This is a genomic window from Acetomicrobium mobile (assembly GCF_937920065.1).
In genome coordinates, this window is sequence record NZ_CALETC010000247.1 from 1 (window position 1) to 14,700 (window position 14,700).

General features: G+C 45.4%; 13 protein-coding genes. 6 read left to right on the forward strand and 7 right to left on the reverse strand.

Going from position 1 to position 14,700, the window contains the following annotated elements:
• The 6 genes from Q7P41_RS09310 to Q7P41_RS09335 all read left to right on the forward strand — a co-directional run.
• Positions 1 to 226: DUF523 domain-containing protein (locus tag Q7P41_RS09310; RefSeq protein WP_303883735.1), on the forward strand; the 226-nt coding region annotated here is incomplete at its 5' end.
• Positions 227 to 836: 610 nt separating this feature from the next.
• Complete coding sequence (locus Q7P41_RS09315; protein WP_303883737.1) at positions 837 to 1,427, forward strand: DUF6305 family protein; 591 nt, start codon at positions 837 to 839, stop codon at positions 1,425 to 1,427.
• A 56-nt stretch (positions 1,428 to 1,483) separates the two neighbouring features.
• Entirely contained in the window at positions 1,484 to 2,812 is a 1,329-nt protein-coding gene (locus Q7P41_RS09320; RefSeq protein WP_303883754.1) for a C4-dicarboxylate ABC transporter, read from the forward strand.
• A 5-nt stretch (positions 2,813 to 2,817) separates the two neighbouring features.
• Positions 2,818 to 2,982, forward strand: coding sequence for a hypothetical protein (locus Q7P41_RS09325; protein WP_303883739.1), 165 nt, complete (start codon positions 2,818 to 2,820; stop codon positions 2,980 to 2,982).
• Positions 2,983 to 2,998: 16 nt separating this feature from the next.
• On the forward strand, positions 2,999 to 4,168 hold the full coding sequence (locus Q7P41_RS09330; protein WP_303883741.1) for a succinylglutamate desuccinylase: 1,170 nt from the start codon (positions 2,999 to 3,001) through the stop codon (positions 4,166 to 4,168).
• A 96-nt stretch (positions 4,169 to 4,264) separates the two neighbouring features.
• Entirely contained in the window at positions 4,265 to 5,908 is a 1,644-nt protein-coding gene (locus Q7P41_RS09335; RefSeq protein WP_303883743.1) for a dipeptidase, read from the forward strand.
• A gap of 106 nt (positions 5,909 to 6,014) precedes the next feature.
• Here the strand turns inward: Q7P41_RS09335 and Q7P41_RS09340 are convergent, their stop codons facing one another.
• The 7 genes from Q7P41_RS09340 to nhaC form a co-directional block, all read right to left on the reverse strand.
• Positions 6,015 to 6,794, reverse strand: coding sequence for a hypothetical protein (locus tag Q7P41_RS09340; RefSeq protein WP_303883745.1), 780 nt, complete (start codon positions 6,792 to 6,794; stop codon positions 6,015 to 6,017).
• A 24-nt stretch (positions 6,795 to 6,818) separates the two neighbouring features.
• Entirely contained in the window at positions 6,819 to 8,642 is a 1,824-nt protein-coding gene (locus Q7P41_RS09345) for an ASKHA domain-containing protein (RefSeq protein WP_303883747.1), read from the reverse strand.
• A 185-nt stretch (positions 8,643 to 8,827) separates the two neighbouring features.
• Positions 8,828 to 9,808, reverse strand: a complete 981-nt coding sequence (locus tag Q7P41_RS09350) for a uroporphyrinogen decarboxylase family protein (protein WP_303883749.1) — start codon at positions 9,806 to 9,808, stop codon at positions 8,828 to 8,830.
• Between the two features lie 80 nt (positions 9,809 to 9,888).
• A complete protein-coding gene (locus Q7P41_RS09355; protein ID WP_369693153.1) occupies positions 9,889 to 11,280 on the reverse strand; it encodes a monomethylamine:corrinoid methyltransferase in 1,392 nt (463 codons plus the stop codon).
• 30 nt (positions 11,281 to 11,310) lie between these two features.
• Positions 11,311 to 11,961 (reverse strand): B12-binding domain-containing protein, encoded by a 651-nt coding sequence (locus Q7P41_RS09360; protein ID WP_303883751.1) that lies wholly within the window; start codon positions 11,959 to 11,961, stop codon positions 11,311 to 11,313.
• 225 nt (positions 11,962 to 12,186) lie between these two features.
• Positions 12,187 to 13,197 (reverse strand): pyridoxal-phosphate dependent enzyme, encoded by a 1,011-nt coding sequence (locus Q7P41_RS09365; RefSeq protein ID WP_303883752.1) that lies wholly within the window; start codon positions 13,195 to 13,197, stop codon positions 12,187 to 12,189.
• 48 nt (positions 13,198 to 13,245) lie between these two features.
• A complete protein-coding gene (gene nhaC / locus Q7P41_RS09370) occupies positions 13,246 to 14,640 on the reverse strand; it encodes a Na+/H+ antiporter NhaC (protein ID WP_303883757.1) in 1,395 nt (464 codons plus the stop codon).
• Positions 14,641 to 14,700 lie beyond the last annotated feature (60 nt).

Genomic DNA, 14,700 nt, shown 5'->3' on the forward strand with positions numbered 1-14,700 from the left:
CGAGGATGTAACGCCCCATTTTTTAATTGGAGCTTTCAAGGTTTTGGATATCGCCCTAAGGGAAGGCGCAAGATACGCAGTTTTTAAGGATAAAAGCCCTTCCTGCGGAGTGTATCGCATATATGATGGCTCCTTTACCGGAAAAACCTGTGAAGGTAGCGGTGTTACGACTGCAATTTTGCGCAAGTATAGCATAAGTTTATTTTCTAATGAACAGATAAGATGAAAAAGGCTCGTGTGCTCAATAGGTCAGACCAGTTAATATATGACTGATGATGCATTTTCTAAAGGTCAAATAACCTGCCTCTAAAGTATCCAAATCATTTTGCAGGCTGTCCTCTTTTCGATAATATGATTGAGCACTAATGTATATCTATAGCTAAATATTTATTGCAATCTAAACTGATGTTAAAATTTGACGACGAAAAATTTTGGTGTATAATTAATACGACCATGTTATTTTGATAACTTATCAGATTTCCGCACAACAAGATATGTGTCTTCTTGCCTCGATCAATCGTGACCAGTACAAACTGCTCGTGCATATTGTAAGGGTTTTAGCAAACTCGGCGATAGTGACTCTTCTAATGAGGATCGCCTGATGAAAGATTAGTTAATACGATAACATTAACGCAGTTATAGTACAAAGGCCTCTAGAAAGTTATTTTTTGGGCCAATAATTAAAAGAGTCAAGCGACATGAAAGAGGGCTTTGCGGGTGATCTGCGAAGAGAAAAATGATTCTTTAAAATATCAACAGGTCGTATTAAAAGATCGGGTTGCTCTAAATTTTGCAGAGCTCGACTATATTAATTAATCGAACGGAGGTCTTGGAACATGAAAAGAATTATCAAAATTTTGGCATTTGGAGGTTTGGTATGCATCTGTGGTTTACTTTGCCTGCCGATGACTGCTGTATCAAGTGAAGTGCCGACAATTGAGCCTCCTGTTATCGTCACAACTTGTGGTCAAAGTCCGGGCGCTGTGATGGTCAAAATGTCCCTTATGCAAGCGCAAATTGTACCTGTGGAAAATAATAACACCATTATCGCTTCTGAGCTAAAAGGCAAGGGTTATAAAACGTTAATTGTTACTACCGGGACTAGCGGGAAGGGAATGGGAGCCGCTGGAACTAATATCAATAAAGAGATCGCACGTTGTAAGGAGGTTATAGCCGCTGCTAAGGAGGAAGGAATGATTGTAATAACCGCTCATGTCGAGGGAATGGCGCGTCGTACCGATAGCGCGGATCAACAATCAATTGATGAGATCATGCCACTGGGGGATGTCATGCTGGTTGTAGCTGAAAGCGATTCCGATGGGTATTTTACTAAATTAGCTCAAGAATATGGCAAGCCCTTGATAATTGCTAAAGATGCTTTGGAGATCGGGAAGAAATTGAAGGAATATGTCAAAGTGGAGAAGTAAGATCAAGTCCTACCCCGGGGGGGTAGGACTTGATCTTTTGGAAAGGGAAGGTTTATATGTTTGTACATTCTGGGGTTATTCTGTTAGTTATCGTTGCGGCCTTTGTAGTATTCAAGTTGACAAAATTTACCACGGAACTGTCCATGTTTTTTTCAGCAATAGTAGCTGCCTTCACGCATTCCCTTCTTTTACGATTAGCATCCGAACCAAGGGATATCATACCACTTATTCCTATACGCCATATTGTAGAGGGCGCTTTTACTTACTTTGATGTGTGCTTAATTTTTTTATCAGCCACGTTTTTCATGGCGCTCTTTAGAGACAGTGGCGGTGTTGCATTTATAGTGCGGAAGATAGCAACTGCTTTTCATGCAAGGCGAAATCTGTGTTTGCTCTTCTTGACGCTGGTATTGTTACTTCCAGGAGCGATAACGGGTTCAGGGGCTACTACAGTCCTTACTGTCGGGGCATTGGTTAGTTCGGTGCTTTCTTCGATGGGAATAGACGAAACTAGGCGAGCAGGCATCATTTATATGGGAGCAGTTATGAGTGCGGCTGCGCCTCCCATAAACCTTTGGGCCATGATGGCCGCTGCTGGCGCTAATATGCCCTATGTGGGATTTGCTAAGCCATTGCTGATTCTTTCTTTGATGGGAGCCCTATTTTCTACTTATTGGTTGGCGGGTAAGGAAAGTAAAAAATTGGAGTTAGAAGAAGCTTTGAAAATTCTTCCTGATGTGCCAAGTGGACAAAATTGGTTTAAGGTAGGTTTTCCCTTTATTTTGCTACTAGCGTTGATATTGGCTGGAAGAGTATTGTTTTTTAATATACCAGTATTAGGTTTACCCCTACTTTTTATGATTGCCTCTTTTTCGGTAGTACTTTTAAGCCCGAAACCTCTTCCTATATGGCAAATTGCATGTTCTACTGTGCATTCGCTGTTGCCATTGGTGGGTATCATGGTGGTTGTGGGGGTATTGATTCAAATTATGGCTCTAAGCGGTGCCAGAGGTTTAATCTCGTTGTTAATAGTCACTCTTCCATTAAAGATGTTGTATGCAACGCTTTTCTTCATATTGCCACTATCTGAGGGGTTCCTTCAATACGCAGTAGCTCCTTTAATAGGCGTTCCTCTTATCATGCTTTTCAATATGCGAGGGATGGATCCAATTATTGCCTTATCGGCAATGGCTGTGATGTGGCCAATAGGCGATTGTTTGCCCCCTACAGCTATCGTGGGTCGTGCCACTGTTATAGAGCTCGACTACAAAGGTAGATATTATGGTGATTTTGTAAGGGCATGTCTTATTCCCATGGGATTTGTGGCTTTAATCGGTACGTTGTTTCTTATTTTTAGTACAAATCTGTCGTTCCTGGAGGTTTAATTAAGATGATAATAGCAAACACTGTCATCATGTGGTTGTATTACGGTATTGTTCTTTTTTTCATGGGAGCTATTTTGCGCAACTTTATAAAATCGACCAACGTTCAAGATATTGTTTTATATGGTATTGTTTTGCTTCCTTTTGTCTTAAGAATAGCCAGGCTTAAATAACAATAGGAGGCTTTTTATGTCAAACAAATTAAAATATGTAAAAATTTTAACTTTACTATTTATGGGTATTTTTGCAGTAATTAGCGGATATGACTTTTACATTCACAGGCATTTTAAAGAGCCTGTTGTTCCCTCGTCGGCTTTAACAGAAGTTAGGCATTTGTCCGATTATGAACCATCTCTTAAAGGTACCGTTAATGATAGCAACATATATGTATTTGATAGTGGTATTCCTGGGGGTACCGCTTTACTTATAGGCGGCACTCATCCTGAGGAGCCTGCAGCAAATCTCACAGCTCTTCTCGTGGCGGAAAATGTCAGGATAGAAAGAGGACGTTTATTCGTGATAATCAGGGCGAACAGAAGCGCCTCAACATGCACGAGGATGGGGGAAGCCTATCCGGCATTTTATCGCATTAAGACCCCTTGGGGGACTAAAGTTTTTCGCATGGGGGACAGATCTTCTAATCCTCTTGATTCTTGGCCGGATCCCGAGGTGTATATTCATTATCCCACGAGGCAAATGTTGGCTTACATGGATTTTAGAAATCTCAACAGATGTTGGCCCGGGAGGAGCAATAGCGCCATAACCGAACGTACTACGTGGGCCATGATGGAGCTTATTCGCAAGGAGCATGTAGACATAGTAGTCGACCTTCATGAAGCCGAATTAGAATATCCCGTTATCAATACTATAGTGACGCATGAAAAAGGGGAAGCGGTAGCTGCCATGACATCGATGACCCTCACGGCGGAGCTTTTTGATGTGCCCTTAAGTATGGAGTTTTCTCCAAAGGCACTTAGAGGATTATCGCACAGAGAGATCGGAGACCACTCGGATGCTATGTCTTTGCTTTTGGAATCAGCGGAGCCGATGCTCGACCGAATAAGAGGAATTACCGACGAGTACTTGCTCATGACCGGTAAAGACGAGTTTGTCATGAAGGCTGGAGAACATGGATTGCTTTATTCTCCCATAGACGAGCGTGGATGGCCGATTGATGTACGAGTTGGACGCCATTCATCAACTTTTCAAACAATGTTACAATTCTTCTCATCAATGTATCCAGATAACCAGATAATCATTTCAGGGATACCGGGCTATAAAGAAATTATTGCAAATTCGCTGGGAACTTATCTCCACAATCCTCAGGAAGCAAAGGAAGATAATGTTTACTACGATTAGTTAAAAGGGGGGGTGGGTTACGTCATTTAACTGACAAGAATGTTTGCCTCTACATTTGATGGGCAACTGGTAGCAAGGCAAAAGGAGGAGGTAAAAATGAGCAAGAGATGGGCGAGAATATTAGCAGTATCTATACTAGCTGTTTTCTTATTTAACTCAATGGGTTCAGCTTGCACTACTATTTTGGTGGGCAAAAAAGCATCTGTAGATGGATCGGTTATGGTAACGCATACCTGTGACGGCTGGTATGACAATAGGGTGAGGGTGATCCCCGGAGGGAATCATCCTGAAGGGGAGATGGTACCTGTTTACAAAGAGATTTGTCATGGTACAAGACCTGATCTGCCGCTGGTAAAAGTTGGTGAAATTCCTCAAGTTAAAGAAACCTACACTTATTTCCATGTAGCATATCCCTTTATGAACGAACATCAGGTAATAATGGGCGAGGCAACGTGGACGGGGCGAGACGAAAACTATTGTCCGAATGGGTGGATGATGATAGAGCAACTTCAGGTCTTTGGACTTCAACGGGCTAAGACGGCTCGAGAGGCTATCAAAGTCATGACAGGGCTTGCAGAAAAATATGGATACGGCGATGGGGGCGAAACCCTTCTAGTGATCGATAAAAACGAAGGCTGGATATTCGATATATGCGGCCCGGGTCCTCTTTGGACTCCTGAAAGCAGGAAACCGGGAGCTATCTGGGTTGCACAGCGTGTCCCCGACGATTGTATTACCGTCGTTGCGAACCGCACAAGAATAGGGACAATTGACTGGGATGACAAGGAAAACTTTATGTATTCTTCAAATATAAAAAGCTTTGCTCAAGAGATGGGATGGTGGAAGCCTGGAGAGCCCTTCGTTTTCCACAAAATCTATAATCCTGAACCATACGGAACTCCTTACTATCAACAACGCAGGGAATGGAGAGTTTTAAGTTTATTAGCTCCCTCTTTGAAATTGAAAGAGAATGCCGCAGAAATGTATCCTCTTATGGTTAAGCCGGACAAAAAGGTATCCGTCAAGGACCTTATCAAAATAAATCGAGACTACCATGAGGGAACGCGTTTTGATCTCACAAAGGGGCTTGCAGCAGGACCTTTCGGTACACCAAACCGATATTCAACTCCTGCAGAAGTTCGTCCTGAAGGCAGGAAACACGTAGACTGGACTAGAGCCATTTCTATGTTCCGTTGTTCCTATAGTTTTGTAGCCCAAGCTAGAAGCTGGTTGCCAGATCCTCTGGGAGGAGTGCTGTGGTTTGGAGAAGACGCACCCCATTCCACGGTTTATATGCCAATTTATGCCGGCGTAACGTCTCTTCCCAAGAGCATTACCGAGTGCACTCGAGCGGAGTTTGATAGGGATTCTGCATATTGGGCATTTAACTTTGTTTCTAATTGGGCTGATTTGAAGTTTAACTACATGATTCAAGATATAAAGGCAGCGCAAAAGGCATTCGAAGACGAATTCTTCATGTATCAACCCGTAATTGAGGAAGAAGCATTTGCTCTTTACAGAGAAAATCCTGCAAAAGCTAAATCATACTTGACTGAGTATGTTAATAAAAACATCAACAAAGTGGTAAATAGATGGTGGACTTTAGCTCGCGAGCTTGTCGGCAAGTATTGTGATGGGTTCATCACCTATCCTGATGGCAAACAGGAATCCGTAGGTTATCCTACGTGGTGGCTAGAGACCGTTGAATTTGGAAAAGAGGAGTTAGAGCCGAAAGAATAAAATTTTCTAACTGGCAGCTCAATAGGAGTGACTAACATAGCTCTTATTGAGCTGCTTATTCTAGTTGAGGGAAGGGCAGTTTGCATCGCAAAATATAGAATGCACGTTAACCGGGACAAGGGGTAAAAAGATGACACCCTCCTAATTGATAATAAAGGCATCTATTCCCTTGACAAGGGGCGCAGGGCCGTATAGTCATTTTAGCTTTTTCTTTTCCCAATAACATGATTGAGCATTCGGATTTTTTGGGATACATCATTGTCATTTCATTAACTCTTACGCCGATAATCCTCTCTGCATTGGATAGTTTTAAGATAATAGGGATAAGTTTTAAGCTTTGTCCTCCGATACCCGGATAGCATTCATACATTGGATATAAACTAAACCTTGACTCAGCTATTTCGCCTATCAGCTTTCTCAGCCTGACGTGCATTTCATAGAGCAATAAGGAAGACGCTGTATCGACGAGAAGACAGATAATGAATTTGGCTCTGGTACGCAGTTTTATAAACAGCTCATCAATGGCAACGCCCAGGGTAAGCACCGTCAGGGCTACCGTGGAAGACTTTTCGAGAGTGTCTGCTAGATTCGTTTCTATTTCTTGAGGAGACTGGTCATTTAGTACATTAATGAGTCTCCTTGTTGGCATAAATGTGATTACTGCCCTGGGTTGAAGGACATCTTGGCATAGGCTACTTTGCCAAGATGCGTAAAAGTCAGTGAATGCCTCATGCAATCGATCACCTTGTTTTTTATAATATCTTTCCAGCGAATCCAGGTTAAGGTTTATGTCATCAATAAAGACTTTCTCATAATACCCTCGCTCGATATCGTTATTGTTCTTAACATGATTTTCATACTGGATATAAACTACGAATTCTTTCATCTGTTAACAACCCTTAATATCCCTTTAATCAATTTTAAAAACAAGATTTTTGAGAAAAATATTCGTGAAATCCTTGAGTGTCGAGAGCTCCACAACTTTTGTACGGTCAACAATTGCATTTACTTCCTGTAGAGCGTCCTGTGACATGAGAGCGCAATATGCCCCCCTTATAGCGGAGTTGCCTATGTAGTGTATTTTTTCAAGGGGAACTTTTGGCAAGATACCTATCGTCATGGCATTTTCGCTGTTCAAGTAATTTCCAAAAGCTCCTGCCACGATGACGCGGTCGATATCTTCCATGGAAATGCAAGTTTTTTCAAGAAGAACTTCTATGCCCGTCGCAATTGCTGCTTTCGCCAGTTGTACCTGCCTGACGTCTCTTTGGGTAATGGCCAGTCCAGTGCCTTCTATGGGGGATAAATTACAAAACCGAAAACCAAGTATGCCGGACTCATCCCTAAAGATACGATAGCCAAGATCTTTGGATCCCGATTCATTGAGCTTTCCGGATTCATCGATGAGCCCATGGCGAAGCATTTCGGCGATAAGGTCGATGAGCCCCGATCCACATATCCCAAGGGGGTCGCATTTTCCAATTACTTCGAGCTCTATATTCCCATCCTCGAAGCGGACCTTTTCTATTGCCCCTTCCTTGGCGCACATGCCACATGAAATCTGGCCCCCCTCAAAGGCAGGTCCAGCTGCTGCAGAGCAAGCGATTAAAAATTCCTTGTTGCCGAGCACGATCTCGCCATTCGTGCCTATGTCAATTAAAAGGGTTATCTTTTCATCCTTGAACATTCCCGAGGCCATGACGCCGGCCGCGATATCGCCTCCAACATAGCCAGAGATGCAGGGCATCACCAACACCCTTCCCTCAGGGTTAACGGCCAATCCCAGGGAAGATGCATCTAGCATGGGAAAGAAGCGCGAAACCGGTATAAACGGGCTCCGTCCAATGGTCAGGGGATCAATCCCGAGGGCTATATGTTCCATGCAGGTATTTCCCACGATGACTGCGGCATATATCTCTTCCTCTGGAAGGTGGTTGCAAGAAGCGATGTTGGCTATCATTTCATTTAGCGATACTAAAATTGCATTCCTCAACGTCTCTAGCCCCTTTGGGTGTTTCTGCAGATAGCTTATCCTTGAAAGAACGTCTGCACCGAAGGAAATCTGGGGGTTAACTTCCAAGCAACGATCTATCACAATACCTGTGTTGAGATCCACCAGCCACACGACCAGAGAGGTCGTCCCGATATCGATGGCGACGCCATAAAGGCTGTGGGATGTGTCTCCCCTCTCAATGGCGATTAAATCCGTCTCCGTAAAGACCATGGTAGCCAGCTCGTGATTTAAAAAGAGGCTGCCCATCTCCTTCAACAAGTTGAGGGAGATGGTATTTTTTAGGCCGAGATCTTCTAAGACGATCTCCCCGAGGGACGTGATGTCATCATCCACCTCTGGCATGGTTAGCCTCGTCGCCCTCTTTCTTACGAGGGGATCCCGTCCCTTGATGATAAAAAGCTCTGCCTCGCCGTCTAAAATCTGCATTTCTCCTTTTTCGGCACAGGGAAGCAAAACCACAAGGCCGTCCTCGAGGGGGCACTGGCAAGCAAGGCGATATCCCGCCATCAGTTCTTCGGGCGTGAGCATCTTTCGCTCGATCTCGTTTGGCATGGATCTTGCCTTCCTCACGATGACTCGACATTTACCACATCTTCCCACGCCACCGCAGGACTGATCGAGTGGAAGCCCAAGGCGAGCTGCCAATTCTCCCAAAGTTGCATCCTCTGGAGGGGCAAGGACAACTTCTTTCATGGGCAAAAAAGTTATCTTCTTGCTCAATGTCATGCATTCCTTCTCAGTTTATCAATCATCGTCAATCACCTTCATATTCCAATTTGATTGCCAGTTGGTGCGCAAACCACGAGCTCGATGGATCTTTTACAGCCAGCCCATCATATTTTACTTCGGGCTGGCTGTAAAATCATGTCTGGCTTTCCTTGGAAGCAAAGTTTGCTTCAGGTTATTTAAAGGTTCGCCCTTCCCGCTTTCACGAAGGCTTCGATGTTTTCGAAGGGAGTTTCCGGCGGGAGATCGCAGCCGGTGCTCAGTATGAAGTTTTTATGTCCCTTCATCTTCCTCCGCAAATCCAGCGTGTTCTCGTAGACTTTTTCAGGGCTTCCCTGTAGCATGACTCGCACAGGATCGACGTTTCCTATGAGGACTACATCAGGTATCATATCGATGACTTCGTGCAGTTTGACGGGAGTGTCCAAGCTTAAGCCCTCTGCTCCGGTGGCGGCCATCGCCTTCAAGATGTACGTTGTGTTACCACAGATGTGCAAGACGGTCATACACTCTGGGAGGCTGTCATATATTTCTTTTATGTAGGCGCCGGAAAATTCATCAAATTGCTTGGGTGAAAGCATGGAAGCAGTTGGCTCCAAGATCGTCAATATATCCGCGCCGGCTTGCACGAGAGCCATTGCATATACTTTTATGACTTCGGCCATGAAGGCTAAAATTTCCTTGAGCGGATCAGGGTCTTTAATGGTGGCCTTAAGCGTATTTTCGACCTTCATCATCTCCCCTGCGAGGGTGTAGGGTCCAATGACGTATGCACCCACCGGAATGGATAAGTTTTCCTTCATTCGCCTGACCGTTTCGATGAAAATCGGCATGCGCCCATCCTTTTCGGGATCGGGAACGCTAAGGTCCTTCAGCTGCTCGACGCTTTTGAGGGGGTGAACCTTGACCGATGGCGATGCATCCTCGGGAAAGTGAATCTCGGCTCCCAAGGCTTCCGCCTCTACCGTCAAATCCATGAGATGGATCAAGGCATCCACCTCGAAGTGGTTAGCAAGCTCCTCTATTGCCCTATACTGAATCTCGGCATCCGTCAGGCCTTGGCGAATGGTGTTTCCCCCAAATTTTAGGCCTGGAAAGCCAAGGAGGGGAATCACGGGTGTCCTGCCAAGAGCGTTAATATACTCAACTATCTTGTTCATCAATAACAATCCTCCATTTTTTTGTGCTTGACGAAGGCGGAAGGCCCCGTGGGAGATGGCGACCTTCCGCCGGCTGTGCCCTAGTAGGGGTATTCCACCCCAAGCTCGGCCAGCTCTTCCTTCATGCGCTTAAATTGATCCAGATATTCCTGGCGAGGCACTATCTTGTCCATGTCGTAGACTTCCTGTATGGTCTTGCCGTAATTGTCGATGGGGATGTTTTCCTCATACTTTTCCAGGAGCTTGATGCAGATCTCGTTGGCTTTCTCTCGCGATATACGATTCCTGAAGGATGCCCTCGCCGTTTCGTGATAGAAGCGGCTTTCCAGCGGAGTCGCCCTATCGGTGAATTTATTTCGACATGTGGCACAACCCCATGGATGTCCGCCAGAGGGCTCTATGGCCAAGGCATGTGCTGCAGATTCGTAGTATACCTGATCCGTTCCAGGCCCTGCATTGGCGAAGAGGTTGTTGAAGAAGGAAAGCCTGGAATTGCGAGCGATGGCCTGAGAGAGGACGCTCTGCAACCACAGCAGCTCGCGGGTCGTCGTGGACTGCCATCTCAAGTGGAAGGGGAAGTGCAGCGTCCAGATGCTTCCGTAGAGGCAGGCGCCCTCAATTGCGTAGGCCGTCTGCAGGATCAACGTTCCTTCGATCCCGCCGGCATATCCTCCATAGACGGCCCCTGCGAGGTTCCCGAAGACGTTGCCGTAACTGCGATAGTGAAAGGACTTATTTAGCATCTGGCTGTTGGTCGTCATCTCCGTCAAAATTGAGACCATTCGTCCATCGAGATGTTGGGGGCGCACTCCCCACGAGGGGTTGGCGGCGGCGATCTGCGCCTGATCCGTCTCGGCAGTTCCGACCGAGACGGTATATACGTCGGGACGGCCGACCAATCGCTGGGCATCGCGCAGGTTCATGGCGTGTTCCATCGCTGCGGCCACTTCCGTGGGGGCGTTCGAGGTCACCTTGCGCCCCATGAAGTCCTCCAGCAGGGGGGCACAAAGCCCGTCCAGGAGGGGCTCCTTCAAATAGGCCATGCAGGCCTTTTTGTGGATGTCGGTGCTGAAGTTGGCATCGGGGCTGAAGAGGTGGAAGGGGCGATGAACGCCGTCTTCGACCGAGCGGATGCCCAACCTCCTCTGGTCGTGACCTGCCCCGACCGTGTACTCCGGCTCGAGGCTCTCGAGCACCTCGTTTACCTCTTCTTCGGAGAACTCCATTACTCTGTGGGCGTTTTGGTGGTAGACGCCCACCCTGATGAAGAACTCCTTGGCGGCATTCCAAACCGTATCGGCGAATTTGTCATCAGTGTTGACGACAGTCTCGCGATCCCACTTTATTTCGTATTTTTTGATTACATCCTTCATTATGGGAATGAAGCGCTTGATGATGTATTCGTTTTGGTCCCTATAAAAGGGCCCGTCCAAGGACTTCCCAAAGACCTCCCACATGCGAAAATTTGACATGATTTTCTTCCTCCTTCGTGTTATGGGACTTTATGCAGTCCGTGCGGCGAGCTGTTTTGCAACTTCAACGGCCTCAAAGGCGTCGAAGGCCCAGCCGTCCGCTCCGATTTCCTCGGCCCACTCCCGCGACGTGGGAGCTCCACCGATCATTATCTTAAATTTGTCGCGCACGCCGGCCTCCATGGCAATTTTGATGAACTCCTGCTGAGCTGGCATGGTCGTGGTCATGAGGGCCGACAGCCCCACGATGTCCGCCTTGTGCTTCTTGGCTTCATCTATGAAGGCAACGTGGTCAACGTCGGCGCCGAGATCTACGACTTCGAATCCGTTGGCCTGCAGCAGGAGCCCAACGACCGTCTTGCCAATTTCGTGGTAGTCGCCGGAAACGGTGCCAATCACTACGGTGGGCTTCTTGGCGGCGCCGGTTGCGGCGTACTCTTGATCTATTTTTGGCTTAAGTATTTCCATGGCGGAGATAAAGGCATCGGCCGCTACGACCAGCTCGGGCAAGAAGACCTCGAATCTCTCGAATTTTTCCCCCAACTCCTGCATTGCCTCCGTCAGATTATCTACCACATCCTTCACTGAAATATCGGACTCAAGCAGCTCCTTTGCGATGTTGATAGCCTGCTCCGAATCTCCCGTGACTACAGCTTCCCTCAACTGTATAATTTTGTTCATTACGACTACCTCCTTGTTATGAATCTGGATATATGCATTTGGGTTTTGTTTGTGGCTATTAATATCCTGATATTATTTTGTAGGTATTTTAGTATATGTTCCATGTTTCTGTATCTATCCCCAAAAATTCTACCTACTCCTTTGTAGCTCCTTCCCCCTTCCGCATAGACTGTCTCTTCTATTGCTTAATTTCGTATGTCCATGACGTGACGAAATATTTCAAGTTTAGCATTGCTTAACCTGGGCGAATAATGCTGGCAATCCCCCAGTGTGCCAATAACAGACTCCTTCTCTTGAGGCGAAGGCTTTTTTGCTGAGCAAATCCATCATTCCCACTAACGGTTTGCTAGTGTATACCTTTTCAACGAAGATTCCTTCTGTTTGCGGAAAAAGATGTATCATTTTCTCGGATTCTTTTGTTGAACATCCCCAACCTTCGCCCATGTAGTCATCATATATAACAGCTACATCATCGATAGAACAATCAAAAGATAATCCCAGCAACCTTTCTAGCTCAGGCATGAAATTTTGGAAAATAGATCTCAAAGTTTGCTTGTCAAACTCTACACTAATCACATGGACTTTGAAGGGAATTCCCAGAACACCAATGCCGTAAATCAATCCTGCTGCCGTACCGCCATATCCCGCAGCTATAACAATGCTCTCCATATTTGCTTTACTTTTTAATACTTGCTCGTAAATTTCAAGAGCAGCTTTTACATATCCCAGAGCTCCCAAGGGTGTAGAGGCGCCATTATATACAACGTATGGCCTTTCTCCCTTTGCTTTTAAATTGCTAGCAAGATTCTCCATATATTTAGCTTGTGTGTCTAAATCTACCTTGCCTATATAGCGTGAATCCGCGCCCAAGAGATAGTTCAATGTGGAATTGCCTGTTATTTCAGTAGGTTTTTCATCGTTAAATATTTGTATGCAACGTAATCCAAGTTTATTCGCTGCTGCCGCTGTGATGCAGCATAGGTTTGATTGTATTGGGCCAGGAACGATTATAGTGTCGCAATTTTTGCTCACTGCATCTCCCAGTAGAAACTCAAGATTTCTGGTCTTATTTCCACCGAAGGCAAGGCCTGTAAGATCATCGCGTTTTATCCACAGAGGGCTATGACCCACCCTTTTTTCAAGGTTATGCAGTTGTTGTATTGGCGTGGGGAAAATACCTATATCAGCCCTTGGAAATTTTCGCAATGCATTATATAAAAGCAACGCTCTGTTCATCTAGCTTCCTCCAAATCAGATCCCCTCAGGTAACTGTCGTTTTGTCTTTTACTCATGAGCATGACTTTCTATGTCATTTTTGTAAAACACAAAAAGACCCATAGCGGTTAGAATTACTGAGACAAGGGGATTTATGTAATTAAAAAATGCCCAAGGAGCATACCTTAGCGTTGGCACCCCAAGAATTGGTGCTGCAAATGTAGCACATGTTGTCCATGGGACTAAGGCTGAGCCCAAAGTTCCTCCTTCTTCCAGAACCCTTGAAAGCATCTCAGGGGCAAGCCCGGCTTTATCATAAGCGTCCTTAAATAACCTTCCGTTTAAAATTATTGAGAGATATTGCTCGCCCATGGCAATCACCGATACCCAGCATGATATTATCGTTGCCGCAACAAGAGTAACTGGTCGTTTTATGGCTCTTGTCATTCTTTCTACAATAACGTTCATATAGCCCATTTCATCTAGGATTCCGCCTAGGGCAAGTGCACAGAAAGCGAGTGAAAAGGTCCACATCATTCCTTGAATACCGCCTCGGTTTAGTAGTTCATCAACAACTGTAACGCCGGTCTCTATTTCGAAACCATAGTTCAGAACTGTTATAGCATCATGCAAGGTCGCTCCTTGCATTAATATTGCGACTATCGAGCCAGAAATGGCTCCAATGGCTAATCCTGGAATTGCAGAAACTCTCATGATGCTTAAAGTGAGGGTGATAATTGCGGGCAATAAGATAATGAGATTTATATTAAAGTTTTTTGCTAAAGTAGCTTGAATTTCCTCAATTGTAGCTACATCCAGCATTCCGCCCCCATATCGCAGCCCGATTAAAGCGTAGAGAATAAAGCACAATATGTATGATGGCACCGTTGCGGGCATCATTGCCTTTATGTGAGTAAAGATATCTGTGCCAGTCATAGCAGGAGCAAGATTAGTCGTATCAGAAAGCGGGGACATTTTATCCCCAAAGTATGCTCCGGATATGATAGTTCCTGCTGTAATCTGTGGGGGGATTCCGAGGCCTTGCCCTATTCCCATCAATGCTAATCCGACAGTGCCTACTGTAGTCCATGAGCTCCCAGTTGCTACGGACGCAATGGAGCATATTATCAGTACAGCCGGTAAAAATATTTTTGGGCTAATAATTCCTAATCCATAATAAATTAAAGCGGGTACTGTTCCTGCCTGAATCCACGCACCTACAACCATACCTATTAATATAAAGATAAACATGGCTGACATTGCACGACAAACGCTGTTGCACATAGCAGCTTCCAAATCTTTCCACTCGTATCCCAGCTTTAAAGATGCAATAGCGGCAATGAATGTCCCTAGTATTAATAATACATGGGCGTCTACCTTCATTACGACAAGCCCAAAAATTATAACAGCTACTATAACTAAAAATACAACCAACGCTTGTGTGAATGTGGGTCCTTTTTTCATGGTGCTCACTTGTGGCCACCTCCTGATTAATTCGATAACAAACTAATGCAGGTACTGCTC